This window comes from Cupriavidus pauculus (assembly GCF_002858765.1).
Taxonomy (GTDB): Bacteria; Pseudomonadota; Gammaproteobacteria; order Burkholderiales; family Burkholderiaceae; genus Cupriavidus; species Cupriavidus pauculus_B.
On sequence record NZ_PJRP01000011.1, the window covers coordinates 121,805 to 139,421 of the forward strand.

At 61.8% G+C, this 17,617-nt stretch carries 6 protein-coding genes; 5 read left to right on the forward strand and 1 reads right to left on the reverse strand.

Features of this window, described 5'->3' with window-relative positions:
- The first annotated feature begins 23 nt into the window (after positions 1–23).
- From CYJ10_RS21655 to CYJ10_RS21675, 5 genes are all read left to right on the forward strand, one after another.
- Entirely contained in the window at positions 24–9,371 is a 9,348-nt protein-coding gene (locus tag CYJ10_RS21655; RefSeq protein ID WP_101683510.1) for a hemagglutinin repeat-containing protein, read from the forward strand.
- 820 nt (positions 9,372–10,191) lie between these two features.
- Positions 10,192–10,410 (forward strand): hypothetical protein, encoded by a 219-nt coding sequence (locus tag CYJ10_RS21660; protein WP_101683511.1) that lies wholly within the window; start codon positions 10,192–10,194, stop codon positions 10,408–10,410.
- A 242-nt stretch (positions 10,411–10,652) separates the two neighbouring features.
- Positions 10,653–12,425 (forward strand): ShlB/FhaC/HecB family hemolysin secretion/activation protein, encoded by a 1,773-nt coding sequence (locus tag CYJ10_RS21665; RefSeq protein WP_101683512.1) that lies wholly within the window; start codon positions 10,653–10,655, stop codon positions 12,423–12,425.
- Between the two features lie 169 nt (positions 12,426–12,594).
- Complete coding sequence (locus CYJ10_RS21670; protein ID WP_101683587.1) at positions 12,595–14,715, forward strand: TonB-dependent siderophore receptor; 2,121 nt, start codon at positions 12,595–12,597, stop codon at positions 14,713–14,715.
- Between the two features lie 394 nt (positions 14,716–15,109).
- Positions 15,110–15,826 (forward strand): pentapeptide repeat-containing protein, encoded by a 717-nt coding sequence (locus CYJ10_RS21675; RefSeq protein WP_101683513.1) that lies wholly within the window; start codon positions 15,110–15,112, stop codon positions 15,824–15,826.
- Positions 15,827–16,246: 420 nt separating this feature from the next.
- On the opposite strand, the gene CYJ10_RS21680 is transcribed toward CYJ10_RS21675, so the two are convergent.
- Entirely contained in the window at positions 16,247–17,431 is a 1,185-nt protein-coding gene (locus tag CYJ10_RS21680; protein WP_101683514.1) for a hypothetical protein, read from the reverse strand.
- Between the last annotated feature and the right edge of the window lie 186 nt (positions 17,432–17,617).

Below are 17,617 nucleotides of genomic sequence, written 5' to 3' on the forward strand. Positions count from 1 at the left end.
AGAAAGCCAGCATCTGGGTCGTCATGAATCGTCTTTGTTACCGAATTGTCTTTAACCGGACGCGCGCCATGCTCATGGCCGTCGCGGAATCTGCTTGCAGCACCGGAACCGGGAGAGCGGCCTCCTCGCCGACAGGACAAAACGCAAAGACGGGCCAGGACGTAGCATGTATCGGTGTTTCTGCGATCAAGCTGGCCGTCGGGGCCTGCATGGGCCTGCCGCTGATGGCGGGCGCGCAGATCGTGGCCGACCCGAATTCCGGCGCCAATCGTCCCACGGTGATCACTACGCCGAACGGGCTGCCGCAGGTCAACATTACGCGGCCGTCGGGCGCGGGGGTGTCCACCAATCACTACACCCAGTTCGACGTCAACAAGGCCGGCGCCATCCTGAACAACTCGCCGGGCATCACCAATACCCAGCAGGCGGGCTACATCAACGGTAACCCGAACCTGCTGCCCGGCGGATCGGCGCGGATCATCGTCAACCAGGTCAACAGCATGTCGCCCAGCCAGTTGCGCGGCTACCTGGAGGTGGCGGGGTCGCGTGCGGAGGTGATCGTGGCCAACCCGAACGGCATCCTGGTGGATGGCGCCGGCTTCATCAACACCAGCCGCGCCACGCTGACCACGGGCTTGCCGGTCTACGGCGGCAGCGGCAGCCTGGATGCGTTCCGCGTGACCGGCGGCCAGATCCAGATCGAGGGCGCGGGGCTGAATGCGGCCGGCGTCGACCAGGTGGACCTGATTGCCCGCGCAGTGAAGGCCAATGCGGCCGTTTACGCGAACCAGCTCAACGTGGTGGCCGGAGCGAACCAGATCGACTACCAATCGCTCCATGCCACGGCCATCGCCGGCACGGGGGCGGCACCATCGGCCGGCATCGATGTCAGCCAGCTTGGCGGCATGTATGCCAACAAGATCCTGCTGGCATCGACCGAGCAGGGCGTAGGCGTGTCCCTGCGCGGCGTGATGGCCGCGCAGGCGGGTGACATGACGTTGAACGCCGCCGGCAAGCTTGTGCTTGCCGGGCAAACGAATGCCAGTGGCAACATCAGGGCCACCGCGCGCGACGGCGTCGATAACGGCGGCACGACCTACGCGGCGGGCGCGATCGGCATCCAGACCGATGCCGCGCTGAATAACAGCGGCACATTGGTGGCGCAGCAGTCGCTTGGCGTGACCGCGCAGAGCGTGGCATCGACGGGCACGCTGGCGGCTGGCCTGAATCCGGACGGCGTGCCGGTGGGTGGTGCTGACCTGACCGTGAACGCGTCTGGCGCCGTTTCGGCCACCGGCCGGAACCTGGCCAGCGGCAATGCGGTGATCCACGGCGAGCGCCTTGACATGGCAGGCAGCCAGACCGCGACGAACGGCAATCTGAGCCTGTCCGCCAGTGCGGGCGGCCTGGACCTGACGGGTGCGACCACGGCGGCCGGGGCGGCCCTGGTGGTCAATGTACGGGGCGCGCTCAATAACGACCGGGGCCAGATGTCCAGCGGGGCGGCCACCACGCTGACGGCAACCAACGTGTCCAACCAGGGCGGCCAGATCGAGGGCGGCGCGCTGGTCATCCGGACGACGGGCGATCTGCTCAATCAGGGCGGCAGCCTGAAACAGCTGGGTCAGGGCGATACCACGATCACTGCCGGCGGCAAGCTCGACAACACCGGTGGAACGATCGCCGCCAATGGACAGGGTTTGACGGTCGAGGCGGCAAGCCTCATCAACGACGGCGGCCGGATGTCCCATGCGGGCACCGGCACGCTGGCGGTCACAAGTCGGGGCCGGATGGGCAACGCCGGCGGCGTCATCCAGACCAACGGCGGCCTCACCGCCAGCCTGGGCTCGCTTGACGGCGCCAACGGCGCAATGTCTTCGCAAAAGGCGCTGGAACTCAAGGCGCAAGGCGCGATGGACAACACCAACGCCACCTTGCACGCGGGCGAGTCGCTTACCTTGCAGGCCGATGGCACGCTGACAAACGCCGGCGGCCGAATCGAATCGGCTGGCGCGCACGGCGCATTGTCCGTGGCTGCCGCCAGTGTGGACAACGCGGGTGGCCGTATTGCCAACGCGGGCGACGGCCTGACGCAAGTGAGCGCTCAGCAGGCGATATCGAATGGCAAGGACGCGACCGGCATGGCGGGTCTCATCGGCGGCAACGGTGCGGTCTCGCTGGAGGCGGGTACCGACATCGCCAATCAGGGGACGATCACCGCGCGCGGCGACGCAAGCCTCCGTGCGCAATCCATCGACAACGACAACGGCAGCCTGACGGCCAGCGGCGCGCTGCGGATGGCCAGCACGGGATCGACGAGCAACCGAGACGGTGCCATTTCCGCATCTGCAGTGACGCTGAACGCTGCGTCGCTGGACAACGCGGGCGGCTGGGTCGATGGCGATCGCGTCAGCGTGACCACCACGGGGGACTTGTCCAACCAGGGTGGCACGATCAAGCAGTACGGCCAGGATGACACGGCAATCTCCGCAGGCGGCAAGCTCGACAACACGCGCGGCACCATCGCCGCAAACGGTGCCAGCCTGACCGTCGACGCCGGGTCGATCGTCAACGACGGCGGCCAGATTTCCCATGCCGGCACGGGCAGCTTGTCCGTGGCAAGCCAGGGGGTGCTCACCAACGCCGGCGGCGCCATCCAGACCAACGGCGACCTCCAGGCGCAGGCCAGGACGCTGGACAACAGCCTTGGCGTGCTGACCGCCCAGGGCAAGGCGACTGCCATCGCGAGTGGCAACCTGTCGAACCGACAAGGCAGCGTCTACGGAAGCACGGGCCTCTCGCTGGCCAGTGGTGGCACTGTGGACAACACCAGCGGCTCGGCGCAGACCACCGGTGACCTGGCCGTTTCGGCGACGGGGGCCGTGCTGAACCAGGCCGGCACATTGGCGGCAAACGGCGCGCATGGCACCACAACGGTCTCAGCGACGAGCGTCGACAACACGCAGGGCGCGCTGGTCAATGCGGGCGACGGTGCGACCGTGGTCACGGCGACCAACGCGGTGACCAACACCGCCGGCAGGATGGGCGGCAACGGCGACGTCAGCATCGCCGCGCAGACGCTCGCCAACAATGCGAATGGCACCGCAGGCGGGCAGGTGGTTGCCGGGGGCGCGCTGGACCTGAAGGTGAAGTCGCAACTCGACAACCGTGGCGGCACGCTGTACGGCCAGCGCCTGACGCTCGACCAGACCGGCGCAGCACTCAACAACGCCGGCGGCCAGGTGATGGGCGGCACCGACGTCAAACTCAACGTGCAGTCCCTGGCCAACCAGGCAGGCGCGGTCAAGGCGAACCAGGACGTTGCCGTGTCGGGCGCGATGTCCGGCAGCGGGACGATGATCGCCGGACGCGACCTGACACTCAACGTGGCGGGGGATTACACCAACGACGCGTCGAACCTGCTTCGTGCGAACGGCAAGATGCAGCTGTCGGCCAGCGGGACGCTCACCAACACCGGCACGCTCGCCACGGCGGGCGCACTGACGGTGTCGGGCGCCAATGTGGTGAACGACGCAACGGCGGATATCAATGCGTCGAACACCACCGTCACGGCTGGCAACCTTGTGTCGAACGCCGGCCGCATCGAGGGCAACACGGTGCAGCTCAACAGCCCGACGATGGTAAACACGGGTACGGTGATCGGCAACAACGTGCAGGTACAAGGTTCCGATATCGTCAACAACGGACCCTCGGCCCTCATGGCGGCCGTGCAAAACCTGAACCTCTACGCCGGCAACTCGGTGCAGAACCTGGATGGGGCAACGCTCTACAGCGCAGGCAACCTGCAGATCGCCCGCGATGGCACGCGCGACCCCAACACCGGCCTGCTCGCCAATCAGACCAACGCGCTGATCAATCGCTCGGCAACGATCGAGGCAGACGGCGACATCGACATCGCGGCCAACCAGGTCAGCAACACGCGCACGAGCATCGTGACCACGGCCGGCACCCCGGTGCAGACGGCGGTCAAGACGCTCACACTCTGGCAAGGCGGACTTCCCGGTACCGAACTGAACTATCACGGCAGCATCACCTTCCCTGGGTGGAACTGGGCGACTGGCAGCGCGCCGATCAGCACGCCGCAAACCAACGCCTTGCGGGCGCCGGTCACCGTGACAGTGGACAAGTCGACGGTGACAAACCTGAACCCCGCCAGCCAGACGCTGTCCTTTACGCAGTCTCCGGTCGAGGAGTATGGCTCCATATTTCAGGGTCCAAACTGCGACATCGATACGTCGATCTGCACGCGCCCGATTGCAACCCGGCCAACGCAGTACTACCAGTCCATCACGGACAACGGATCCACCTACAGCATCACCTTCTGGCCGGACTGGGACCCGAACATCCATATCCGGCCCGATGAAGTCCGTCAGGCGAACTTCGGCACCGACTTCAACGAGATCTCCCGCACGACCGTCACCTATACAGCGACCGACCAGCTCGTGAGCGCGTCCGATGCGGCCAGGATCCAGGCGAGCGGCAACATCCGCATCAACAGCAACGGCGGAAATATCCTGAACCAGTCCTCGACCATGGCCGCGGGCGGCAATCTCGTGCGGGTGGCTGCCAATGGCACGATCCAGGATGTGGGTACGGTGCTAAAGCAGACCGTGACCACACAGGACACCTCCACCTTCTACTGGCACCAGCGTACCGGCAACAGCCAGAGAACGGAGGTCGTGGCCTATCCGAGCGCACCGCAGGCGCCAACCACGGTGGCGGCGCTGCCGGCCGTTGCGACAGCCAATCAGGCGGTGCAGACCACGGCACAGAATGTGACCGTCGCGTCGGTGAATACCGTCGGTGCGGCCGTGACCGGCAGCAGCGTTTCGGGGGGTAGCGCCAGCGGCACCCAACTGGCCAATGAAGCGGGCAACGCCGGTGGGGCCGCCGCCGTCAATGCGAACGGAGGCGGCGCGGTTGCGGGTGCGGTGCAGACGCTGGGCACGGGCAAGGGCGGCATTCCCAATCTGAAACTGCCCACCAACGGCCTGTACCAGTTCCGCACCGCGCCGGGCGATACGTACCTCGTCGCCACCGATCCGCGCTTTACGCAGTACGGTAATTTCATCTCCAGCGATTACATGCTCGGCGCGCTGGGCCTGGATCCGCAGAAGACACAGAAGCGGCTGGGCGACGGCTTCTACGAGGAAAAGCTGGTTCGCGACCAGATCACGCAGTTGACGGGCAAGACGTTCCTGACCGGCCACACCGATCAGCTGGAGGAATACAAGGCGCTGATGAACAACGGCGTCGCCTATGCCAAGACCTTCGACCTGACCCCCGGCGTTGGCCTGACCGATGAGCAGATGCGCCAGCTCACGACCGACATGGTCTGGATGGTGTCCCAGGACGTGACGCTGCCCGATGGCACCACGCAATCGGTGCTGGTGCCGAAGGTGTATCTGGCGCAAGGCAATGGCGTGGACCTGAACGCCACGGGCGCGCTGGTTGCCGGCAATACCGTCGCGATCAATGCCGCTGGCACCGTGGAGAACAGTGGCTCGATCGTTGGCGACATCGCCACGCAGGTGGTGGGTGGCAACATTGTCAACCAGGGTGCCATTGGCGGGACCGGCACGACCGTCGTGAGCGCCACCCAGGATGTGCGCAACCTCGGTGGCCGCATCGGTGGCAAGGACGTGGTGGTGGCGGCTGGCCGCGACATCGTCAACGAGTCGCAGACGATCACGAACACCACGACCCTCGCGAACGGCAACAGTGCCAGCGCCACCGGCATTGGCGCGGTGGCATCGATTTCGGGGTCGAACAACGTGGCCCTGCTGGCCGGGCGCGACATCAACATGGCAGGGGGCACCGTCAATGCCGGCAACAATGCCCTGCTGGCCGCAGGCCGGGATATGAACATCGGCACTACAACGCTGGGCACCACGCAGGATGCAACGGCGCACGGCGGCCAGGACTATCTGCGGGACCGGACGGTCATCAACCAGGGCAGCACCGTGCAAGCCGGCGGTAGCGTGACGGCCGTGGCCGGGCGAGACGCCACGCTGACCGCTTCCACGATCGATGCGGGCGCAGACGCCGCACTGGTTGCGGGTCGCAACACCACGGTGACGGCGGCAATGGACTCGCGCACGCAAGAGGCAGGCGCATTCAGCAACAAGGCGTCGCAGTTCACGCAGTCGTCGTATGACGAAGGATCCCGTGGCTCGACGGTCCAGGCTGGCAACAATGTCACGCTGGGCGCGGGGCAGGCGGCGGCTGTGGGCCAGATCCTGCAGGCCAATGGCATCGCCCCGGCCGCGGTCGACGGTAACACCACCGGCAACGTGGCCGTGCTCGGCTCCGCCGTCAGTACGGGCAGCGCGACGACCGACGGCGGCACGGTCAAGCTGGTGGCCACTGGTGACGTCACCGTTGGGGCGGTCACCGAGCAGCACAACGCCCAGAGCTGGTCGCATACGGAAAGCTCGGGCTTCCTGTCCAAGACCGAAACGACGACGACCTCCAGTTCACGGGAAACCGTGGCGGTTGGCTCGGTGGTGTCCGGCGACACCATCGTCGGCAGCGCCGGCCGCGACATGACGATCAGCGGCTCGACCGTGGCGGCAACGCAGGACGTGTCACTGGAAGCCGGCCGGAACCTGACGATCACCACGGCCGAAAGCACCAGCGAGAGTCAAAGCTATTCGCACACGAAATCCACGGGCTTCGGCGCCACGGGTGGTGGCCTCTCATATGGCATGCGCGACCAGAAGGACACCGTCAACGACAGTTCGGTCACACAGACCGGCAGCCTGGTGGGCAGTACGGACGGCAATGTCAGCCTGAAGGCCGGCAGCACGTTGCACGTAACGGGCAGCCAGGTCATTGCCGCCAAGGATCTGACGGGTATCGGTGCCGACGTGATCATCGACGCGGCAAAGGGAAGTGAGCACCACGACGAAACCCACGAGATCAAACAGACCGGTTTTACGCTTGGCGTGAGCGGCGGTGCTATTGGCTCGGCGATCAATGCGGGACAGAAGGTCAGCTCGGCGACGAAGAGCCAGGACGGCCGTGCGTCGGCGCTCTGGGGTATCGCGGCTGGGCGAGACGCGTATGACGCGGCGATGGGTGCCGGCGACGCTATGAAGAGCCTGGCCGATGGCAAAGGTCCGGCAGGAACCGCGCTGACGTTGTCCTTTGGCACCAGCAAGAGCAAGAGCACATTTGAGCAGGACAGCACCACGCACACGGGTTCGAATCTGCAGGCTGGGGGCACCGCGACTTTCATCGCCACGGGCGTGGATGCCGACGGCAACAAGACGGCCGGCAACCTGGACATCATCGGCTCCGATATCTCCGCCGCGAAGGTGGGGCTGGGGGCCAAGGGTGACGTCAATATCGTCTCGGCCACGGACACGTACGAGAACCACAGCACGAACAAGTCCAGCAGTGGCAGTATCGGTGTGTCATATGGCGCACAAGGCTTTGGCGTGTCGGTGTCGGGGTCTACCAGCAAGGGCAACGGTGACACCACGGGCACCACGCAGGTGAACAGCCACGTGTCAGGCAGCGAATCGGTATCGATCGTGTCCGGCAATGACACCAACATTCTGGGTGGGGTGGTCAGCGGCGGCAAGGTAACGGCCGACGTGGGCGGCAACCTGAACCTGGCCAGCCGCCAGGACACCGAGGAAAGCCACGCGCGCCAGCAGAGCGTGGGTGGCGGCCTGAGCTGGAGCCAGGGCGGCGGCGTGAGCGGATCGTTCTCGGCGACGAAGGGCAAGGGCGACAGCAGCTACGCCAACGTGACCGAGCAATCGGGCATTCTGGCGGGCGACGGCGGCTTCGATATCAAGGTCAAGGGCAACACGGACCTGAAGGGCGCCATCATTGCCAGCACGGCCCCCGAGGACAAGAACAAGCTGACCACAGCGACGCTGAGCTGGAGCGACATCGAGAACAAGTCGGACTACAGCGCAACGTCGATGGGGCTGAGCGGCGGGTTCACATTCGGCCCGAAGGTCGAGGACAAAAATTCTGGCCAGACCTCAGGCAAGAACACCGGCGGCGTGAGCCCGATGATCCCGCAGCACGAAAGCGGCAGTCAGCGCGGCGTGGCGCAGTCGGGTATCGCAGGCGGCACGATCACAATTACCGACCAGGCCAACCAGACGCAAGACGTGGCGACGCTGAACCGGGACACGTCGAACACCAACACGACGGTGGGCAAGGGCCCGGACCTCAGCAACGTGCTGGGCAAGCAGGCCGACATGATGGCGGCGGCGCAGGCGGCTGGGGAGGCGGTGGCGAAGACGGTGGGGGATATTGCGGGGAGTAAGGAGAAGGCTGCGAAAGATGCCTTGAAGGCTGCCAACGACGCTTACGGCAAGGACCCGAGCGATGCCAACCGTGCGGCGGTTGCCGAGGCGCAGGCCGATGTCGAAGGCTGGAAGGAGGGTGGCGAATATCGCGCGGCATTGCACGCGGCTGGTGGGGCGATGATCGCTGGACTGGGCGGTGGCAGTGCGATTGCGGGCGCGGTGGGGGCGGGTATGTCGTCTCTGGCTGCGGACAAGCTTGCATCCCTCGGCAAATCGGTCGCCGACGGCGTCGATAGCGGCAGCAAGAACTTGGACGAGGCCATCGGCAATCTGGCAGCGAATCTTGTGGCTGGAGGTATTGGTGCTGCGGTGGGTGGTGGGTCAGGGGCGGCGACCGGCGCAAATGCGGATCGGTTTAATCGGCAGTTGCATCCTGACGAGCGGAAGTGGGCGAAGGATAATGCAAAGGAATTTGCGGACTATTACGAAAAGTCTACGGGCAAGACGCTCACGGTAGAGCAAGCGGAAAACATGCTGTTGGGCAACGGCTACAGGCTAGTAGACGCAGCAGCAAGTAAAGGCCCTGGCGGGGACAAGTACGCTGTGGCCTACATTAGCCAGAACGGAGGAAGTTTGTTCTCAACGTCTGACGATTACTACAAGCCATTTTTAAGTGGGGGCAAGGGTGGTCAACTCACACCTGAGCAAGCTGCCCTGCCGGGGGCAAAGCCAGCAATTGAGCCAGACTATGTTAGTGCTAATCGGTCTGGTGCTGGCTTGGCTGCAAACGCAACCTTGAACCTACATAATGGTCAGCCATATTTTGGCGGTGGCGGGAGTGTTCCAATTGCGCCGTCCGGCAGTTTCGTGTGGGGCTTCATATTCAACAAGCAAGGCGACCTCGCTGCCGCTACTGATTCTTTCCTGGATGGAGCTTCGTACGTAGCCGGGGGATGTTGGGGACTTTGCTTTAACATTAATAAAGCCATCGGCGGTAGTTATGCTTTGGAGATCGGTTTCGGGTCGGCGGGAATTGCCGCAGGAACCGGTGTAAGTAAGCCAGTAGGTAAGAAATAAAATGAAAAGCAATTTAAGAATATATCTCTCGTTGATCTTTGTTGTAACCATAGGAGCGTTAATTGGCTATTCGTGCCAATCAGGACCATCCCTGAGGGAGATACGGGAGGCTCGGAAGATGCTGAGAGAAGATATGGATGTAATTCGTCAAGAATCCGCGCAGATCAGCGACTTCGACGACGATAGGAAGACGAAGATCGGAAGCGCGATGCTCGCAATTACTATTTCGCCAGCATCATGGTCTCCAGCTTTGATCGTGAAATATAAACAAATATTGAATTCTCTGGGGTGGTCAGCCGGGAATGTGAGCGATGGGGATGCTTTTTTTTGCAAGGGCGGCGCGTCGGCACTAATCAAGCGTTATCGATATGGAGAAAATGGATATCTATACATGAAATATCCATCGGATCCACGGGCGGCATGTGGAAAGTAGATGGCTGGTCTGCGTGACGTCGGCTCATGCGACTTGCAATTCAAAATGCTTGGAGGTGCCGGTGGGGAATTGAAGAGCGCATTCAAAAATGTCCGCTACGGTAAAAAAACAGCGTGGGATATGCTGCGGCCATAGGTGGTCTCGCGGGTGCCGCCGGATATCTTGCAGGTGCAGGTTTGACACAAGGGGTCGCACAAGTAGCTCGCCCCATAGTCTTTCCCCGACAAATTGACCCGAAAGTTCCCACCATACTTCAAGGAGTTCGCAATCCTCTACCCGGTATGGCCGGGGCCACAAGAGGGGCAATTGTCCAGGGGGGCGTATCGTTCGTGCCCAGCTATGAAAATAAACCTGGTAAGAATTGAAAGGGACGACGGAAATTATCTTATGAACCTTAGCAAGAAGCTTGATGCCATCGTTCTTGCCCCCAACGGAATTGGGGCAATCTCCCGTATAGGTGGAGTAGCGATTGTCTACCTCATAGTTCGCTTTCTGCCGGAGATCTTTGAGTTCCTGTCCAGATATACGGGACTTACGCCACTCTCGGCAGAAAATATTGCTCGCAATTCGAATGTCGCGAGCATATTCTCGGAATTCTATGCCTGACCATCATTGTGGACGCCATTTATGCGGTTGTCAGGTGGCATAGGCGCAGCCGCGAGTGATGGTGAGAGATGTTCCGCAGATCGGTTTAATCGGCAGTTGCATCCGGAAGAGCTGCTTTGCACTGGAGACGAAGCGGTCGAGTCGCCCTTTTGACCGAATCGGCTAACACGGACCGGGTTAGCCGCGACACCACTATTAACACACTCGTCAGGCGGGCATCCCGCCTGACCCCTGTCACGCCGATGTCCTTGAATTCGTCGCATATTGCCAGGCTCGCGTCATTCGCATTTGGCCTTTCTACGTTCTCGCCGATTGTGTCGGCCCAAGTCCCACCTTCACCCGGCCAAGCCACAGCTCTGACCAACGCCGAGCAAGACCAACGCGCGCGCCAGCAGCAGGAAGCCCGCGAACGCGCCTCCATCGTTGATGCACCGGCAGTGCGCGCCGAGACAACCGCCCGCGCCGAGCATCCAGCGTTGCCGCAGGAAACCCCCTGTTTTCGGGTCAGTCGCTTCGTTCTCGAAGCTCCCAAGAACTTGCCGGCCGATCAGCAAACCGCAGGCGCCTCGGCCTTGCCGATGGACCCCTTCGCCTTCGCGCAACTGTGGCTTGAGCACTATCAAGGCGAATGTGTTGGCAAGCAGGGAGTGGAGATGCTGGTCAAGGGGCTGTCGCAAACGATCCTGTCGAAGGGCTACGTCACCACGCGCGTGCTGGTGCCTGAGCAGGACCTGTCCTCCGGCACACTAAAGCTGGCCCTGATCCCGGGCGTGATCGGCGATATCCGCTTCAGCGAGCCTGATCTGTGGGGCACGTGGAAGTCAGCGTTCCCCACTGCCCCTGGCGAGTTGCTGAACCTGCGCGATCTGGAGCAGGGCCTGGAGCAAATGAAGCGCGTGGCCAGCCAAGACGTCGACATGCAGATCGTGCCGACGTCGACGCCCGGGCGCAGCGATGTCGTGATCGCTGTCAAACGCGGCAAGCCGTGGACGCTGGTAGCCTCCGTCGACAACTCGGGCTCGCGTTCCACCGGCAAGTGGCAAGGCAACGTGAGCGTCGGCATCGACAATCCGCTGGGCCTGAGCGACATGTTCAACGTCGGTTACAACCAGGACTTGATGTTCAGCAACAAGGAACATGGGACGCGCGGCTGGAATGGCTTTTATTCGATTCCGTGGGGCTACTGGACAGCGACGCTCTCGGCCTACAGCAGCAATTACTTCCAGCAGATTGCTGGCGTAAATGCGACGTTCGTGTCGAGCGGGAAATCGGAGAACGTCGACCTGAAGCTGCACCGGGTGCTGCGCCGCAGCCAGAGCGACGTGCTTGGCATGCAGGTGCGCCTGACGCGCCGGTTCGGCAAGAGCTATATCGAGGACACCGAAATTCCGCAGCAGCGCCGGAATAATACGATCCTCGAATTCGGTGTGACGGACCGCCATTACTTCGGCCAATCGCAGCTCGATGCCACGCTGTCACTCCGCCAGGGTATCGGCGCCTTCGGCGCGCAGGACGACACGCTGGCGTCGCTGGATGGCCCAACCTGGCGATACCGGATGATGGTGCTCGACGCCAACCTTTCGGTGCCCTTCAAACTGGCCGAACAGCCATTCCGCTACGTCACGACAATTCGTGGCCAATTCACCAATGACCGGCTGTACTACGTTGATGATCTGACGATCGGCAGCCGATATACCGTGAGAGGCTTTGATGGCGAAAGCCAGCTTGCCGGCGAACGCGGATTCTATTGGCGCAACGAACTGCAGGCGCCGCTGGGAGCGAGCGGCCAGGCGCTATATATCGGACTCGACTATGGCCGTGTGTACGGACCATCGACCCAGGCGCTTGTCGGATCGCAACTGGCTGGTGCGGTGATCGGCATGCGCGGCGGCGTGGGCACGCAGAGGTTTGGCGGCGTCTCGTATGACGTGTTCGTAGGGATGCCCGTATACAAGCCGGAGCAGTTCAACACGGCCGGGATGACGGCGGGGATGCAGATGGTCTATCAGTATTGAGCGATATGCCAGAAGGGCAAGCCAGCGCGATGACCCTGCTGTGATGGTAAGTCTGCAGATCTAGCACGAGTCAGCCTTCAAAAAGCAAAGACCCTGCGAGATTTATGCGAATGAGAAGTATTTGTATCTAGACGGGTACATTACGGGCATTCCACTCTGCAGTTTGAAGATGTCTTTGATTCCGCCGTACCGGCGCAGCGTTATCGCGCGCCATGCCTGTCACGCTAGCCTGTTGTTCCTCCCCTTTGCAGACTTGGCATACGCCGAAGCCGATGCAGTTACCACCTCAGAGTTGCCCGAGGTAAGGGTCACCGCAAGCGCTTCTCCGTCTTACGTCCCGACGGAAGCCGGCGGCGCAACGCGAACGGAAACACCGCTACGTGAGGTGCCGCAGTCGGTTCGTGTGGTCACGTCGGCGCTCATCCAGGACCTCGGGGCTACCCGTTTGTCCGACACCGTGGACTATGTCAGCGGCATCGCCAGACAAAACGACTTCGGTGGGACCTGGGACAACTATGCAATTCGGGGCTTCAGTAGCACCGATATGGGATACCTGGTTAATGGCTTTCCAGGGTCTCGCGGCTACAGCCCCATGCGGGATACGGCCACGGTAGAGCGGTTTGAGTTTCTGAAAGGTCCCGCAGCCGCGCTGTACGGCAGCAGCGAGCCGGGAGGAACGATTAACATCGTCACAAAGAAGCCGAAGTTCACGCGGTCGACGACAGCAGAGGTGAGTGGTGGCACGCTCGGCTTCGCGCGCGCAACGGTTGATACGACCGGCCCAATCAACGACAAATTTGCATACCGCTTGAACGTGATGGCCGAGGACGGCGCCAGCCGCAGCTCGCTCATCGACAATCACAAGTATCTGATTGCCCCTGCGCTGACCTGGGCCATCGATAACGACACGCTGCTCCAATACGAGGGCGAGTTCATGCGCGTGCAGACGCCCTTGGACCGCGGTGTCATCAATGTGAACGGCAAACTTGTCCTGCCACGCGACAGATACCTGCAAGAGCCAAGCGACCCCAACCTCCAGCTTTCCAGCAATACGCACCAACTGACGCTCGACCGGGATTTGGCGCCAGGATGGCGTACGCGACTCGGCGTGAGCTACAAGGAGTCCGGATTCGAAGGCGACGCTGCGGAGTTCGGAAGCCTGCTGGCGGATGGCCGCACGCTGACGCGCCGCAATAGCTGGCGCTCGTTGCCGTCGCGCGATACGTCTGCACAAGCGGAAGTGGAAGGGAATTTCAAGACGGGCGGCATCGGCCATCGCATGCTCGTGGGCATCGATGTCTCGCGGCTGTATATGGGCATGGACATCGCGTACTCGAATCTCGCGACGAACCCGTATGCCATCGATATCTACAATCCCATTTATGGGCAAGCGAAGCCGCCGGTCACACTGAGTACATCTACCCGAGAGAACCAACGAAACTTCGGTGCATACGTGCAAGACGAGATTTCGCTGGGGCAAAAGTGGAAGCTGCTGGGGGGTGTGCGATTCGATAGCTATCAGCAGTCGGTCGACAACCTCATGACTGCGAAGACAACCAGTCAGCATCAAACGGCTGTGTCGCCACGCGTGGGCCTCACTTGGCTGCCGACCGCCCAAACCTCTGCATACATGTCGTTCGGCAAATCATTCCGACCCAACAGCGGGGTGGATGAATCTGGCAACGCCTTCAGTCCCCAGCACGGTCGTGCCGTGGAGGCTGGGGTGAAATGGCAGTCGACGGATGCCAAGCTCGGCGCAACACTGTCTGTGTACGACATTCAAAAGAGCAACGTCCTAACCCGCAGCCCTACCAACCCCAATTTCAACATCGCAGCGGGCGAAGTGACGAGCCGCGGCCTTGAAATCGACGCGTTCGGTCAAGTGGACCAGAACTGGCGCATCAGCACGAGCTTCTCCCTGATTAACGCCAAGGTCACCGAGGACAACGCGATCGCACCTGGAACTCGCCTTACCAACATCCCAAAGGTGAGCGCGAGCTTGCTGGCAATCCGCGAAGATGCCATGCCGTGGGTTGGCGGTCGCTATGGCGTTGGTGCGGGCGTTGTCTATGTCGGTTCGCGGTCCGGCAACGCGACGGACACCTACTCGCTGCCCGCGTATGCAACGGTAAAGCTGGTCTCGTATTGGCAAATCGACCGTCGTACCAAGGTCTACTTCGATATCCACAACCTTTTCGACAAGACCTACTACCCTGCGTCTTGGGGCAACCTTGCCGTTATCCCTGGCCTTGGTAGGCAATTCGTCGCAGGTCTGCGCTATCAGTTCTGAATCAGTGCTAAGTCGTGACATCGCCCGCGCTGCCTTCCGTAACCCGGTAGGGCAAAGGTATGAGGGTGGCGCCGCGCGGAAGGTGTGCCCGGTCGTGGCTTCGCGTATTGGCCGGGCAAGGCTTGGAGGTTGGTGTGGGGTGGGCGATAAGAGCTGTCGCCGTGCAATAGTCGTGCACAAGAAGTCCCACCTTGAGGGCCTCTGGAAGGCGGGAGTTGCACATCTCACGCTCGACCAGATAGAATCTCGCAGCCGAAAATAGAGTTGCAGGTTGGTATCTCCTGCGCCCATCTAGGGTTCTTCCGTCCACGGCGTCATCCTTGAACAAGCATGCTTGAGGAGGCGCACGTGGTCAAATCCTTGTGTGCCCCTCACCCAAGAGGATTTTGCACACATGCCATCCGTTTTCTCACCGATTCCCCAAGCCGGCGATGAGGCTATCACTGGTCTCACCCTGGGCCGTGACGACCTGCTTCAACTGCTGGCGAGTATCGGCACCGACCCTACTTTCGAAAACTGCGTGTTCGATGGCGAAAATCTGTCTGGCCTCGATTTTCGCAACGCTAGATTCTCTCGCTGCTCATTCGTGGCAGTTGATTTCGAACGGGCGAATCTTGCGAACACGCGCTGGCTCGGTTGCAAGGCTGGTGCGGCCAAATTTCGCTACGCGGATCTGACGGACGCACGTCTTTGCCGGTGCGATTTGAACAACTCGCAGTGGTCTGGAGCCAAGCTCGCATCGGCAATGTTTGTGGAAGTAAAGCTCACCGGTGCGCGTCTCAACGATGTGCATTCCCTCGGGCTCAGCTTTCACGACTCACAACTGGTGGCAGCCGACCTCAAGGCGTTTTCCTTTCGAAAGCAGAGAATCGAGCTCCTGAATCTATCCGAAGCAGATTTGTCAGGTTGTGACTTTCGTGACGCCGTTTTTGAGGGTGGGAGCTTACGAAATGCAATCTTGCGCAACGCGCGTTTCGACGGTGCTGACCTCCGGTCCGTAGACCTTGGTGGGTTAAGACTCGCAGATATGGGGAAGGACTTCAAAGGCGCGATCATTTCGATGGAGCAAGCTGCTGCACTGGTCGGAGAGTATGGAATCAGGGTTGGCTGAGCCTGCAAAGCGTTTCGCGACTGAGGCGCGCAATGTGCGCGTAGACGAGACGCAGCAATCTTCGCTACCTTCAGTCCGTCTCGCATGCATTGGTACTCTTCCGACAACGGCAATTTCACAATTGCCGGCCTCATAAAGCCTGCCGCCAGCAGGGCATCGAGATTTTATTCAAATCGGGGCTGGCCGTCCTTCGTCGACAGTCGGGCTGGACTCCGTGCTGCAATCAAATTTGGCTGTCGTTACCGGAAAGAAGGTTCCTCGATGAAAATGTAGAAAAAGGCACACCGTGGTGGAGGCCAGGCCATGAACCGAGCCAAGCCTTCGCGTTGCTCTCATGAAGCGGCGCATGTGCTGACGTTCTTGGCAAGTGGCACGGCCTTCACGGGTTTGTTCGTGAGTTCGTGATGGGACGTCCGATGCTTAGAAGTTCTTCAAGGTATCGAGTTGCTGCTGTGTCAGGCCACGCTGGTACAGCACGTCGGTGCGGAAATTCGCGGCGATCGAGGCGGCCTGAGTATCCACCTCGGTGGCGCGGGCAGCGGTGCTCGTAGCGCGGATCCAGGTATTCGTGCCCGTCAGGATCAGGAAATTTACCAGTGTGACCGTGCCGCCTGCCGGCACCGTGATGGCGAAGTCCATTGTCACCATGTTACTGCCGTCCGACACGTTGAGCATCGACGTAGAGGTATACGCGACATCATCTGCCGCACCGAAGACGAATCCCGTATCGCGGCCTGTACCCAAGCCGTCCCACGACGCGAGCGCCTTCTGTAGCGCGCCTACGGGTGGGTAGATGACCCCCGCGCCTAAGGATCCCAGAAAGCTGGTGTAGCTCGCCCTCGCCGTGATCGGCGAGCCCGAGGGATTGTGGAAGGTGTCGGTCAAACGCGCCCAAGGCTGATCAGGTTGCGCGTAGAACGTGCGCTGGACCTCGAGCCCGCGCAGCATCCTAACGCCGGAGCGGATGTTCTGTGCTCCCCGCGACTGTGACACGGTCCAACCCGACAGGCCCGCACTGAAGTCGCCATTGACAATGAAGCTCCGTGGCCGGGGCGCGCTATCATCTACCGATACCATTTCGATTGAAGTGCCCTGGCCGCGCTTGCACTGTTCGAAGGACAGTACGACCACTTGGCCGACGAAGGCCGTGAGCCATGCGAACCCCCACGTACCCAACTGGCCGCCGCTATCGACTCTGAATAGCGTGGTGAGCAGCCCACCGCTAGTGTCGCGCAGCACCACCTGCATGAAGGCCGGCTCGTCTCTGAAATTGCCGCGTAGAGCGCCCCACGTGCCCGTCCATCCGAGGCTTACTCGGCCGACTGCCTGCCGCAAGTCCAGAGTCTGCTGCAGCCGCGCATCGGGCACCGGGTGAAGGAAGGCAGCAACACCGTTCGACTGGAACTGCGGATCGGTCGTGGTCGATACAACCTTCAGGCCGTCGGTTTGGGTCATCTCGGGGCCCAGCGGAGTCAACTCCGCAAAGGTCTGGTCGCTGTTGAAGCTGGATGAAGTGCCGCCTACGTTCACACTTAACGCCAGCGCCCCTCCGCCCAAACCTGCGAACTGGTTGTTCCAGCCGTTCCCGATGCTGAAGTCGGGCATCAGGTCCCAGAAATTTGCTTGGCCAGGGCCGACGCCAGCGTCGTTGTCGTGATTGACGAGACTCTGCTCGAGGATCGTCGATGCGGGCAGCGAGGTCGGCGTTGCGAGCTCAGGGCCAGGTTGCTCAGGGCCAGGTTGCCCAGAACCAGGTTGCTCAGGGGTAGGCGACGCCGGGCTGGATGGCTC

What these genes read in the sequence shown, in the direction of transcription:
- CYJ10_RS21655 (WP_101683510.1), top strand. Translation starts at nt 24, where the DNA reads ATGAATCGTCTTTGTTACCGAATTGTCTTTAACCGGACGCGCGCCATG.
- CYJ10_RS21660 (WP_101683511.1), top strand. Translation starts at nt 10,192, where the DNA reads ATGAACCTTAGCAAGAAGCTTGATGCCATCGTTCTTGCCCCCAACGGA.
- CYJ10_RS21665 (WP_101683512.1), top strand. Translation starts at nt 10,653, where the DNA reads ATGTCCTTGAATTCGTCGCATATTGCCAGGCTCGCGTCATTCGCATTT.
- CYJ10_RS21670 (WP_101683587.1), top strand. Translation starts at nt 12,595, where the DNA reads ATGTCTTTGATTCCGCCGTACCGGCGCAGCGTTATCGCGCGCCATGCC.
- CYJ10_RS21675 (WP_101683513.1), top strand. Translation starts at nt 15,110, where the DNA reads ATGCCATCCGTTTTCTCACCGATTCCCCAAGCCGGCGATGAGGCTATC.
- CYJ10_RS21680 (WP_101683514.1), bottom strand. Translation starts at nt 17,431, where the DNA reads ATGCCCGACTTCAGCATCGGGAACGGCTGGAACAACCAGTTCGCAGGT.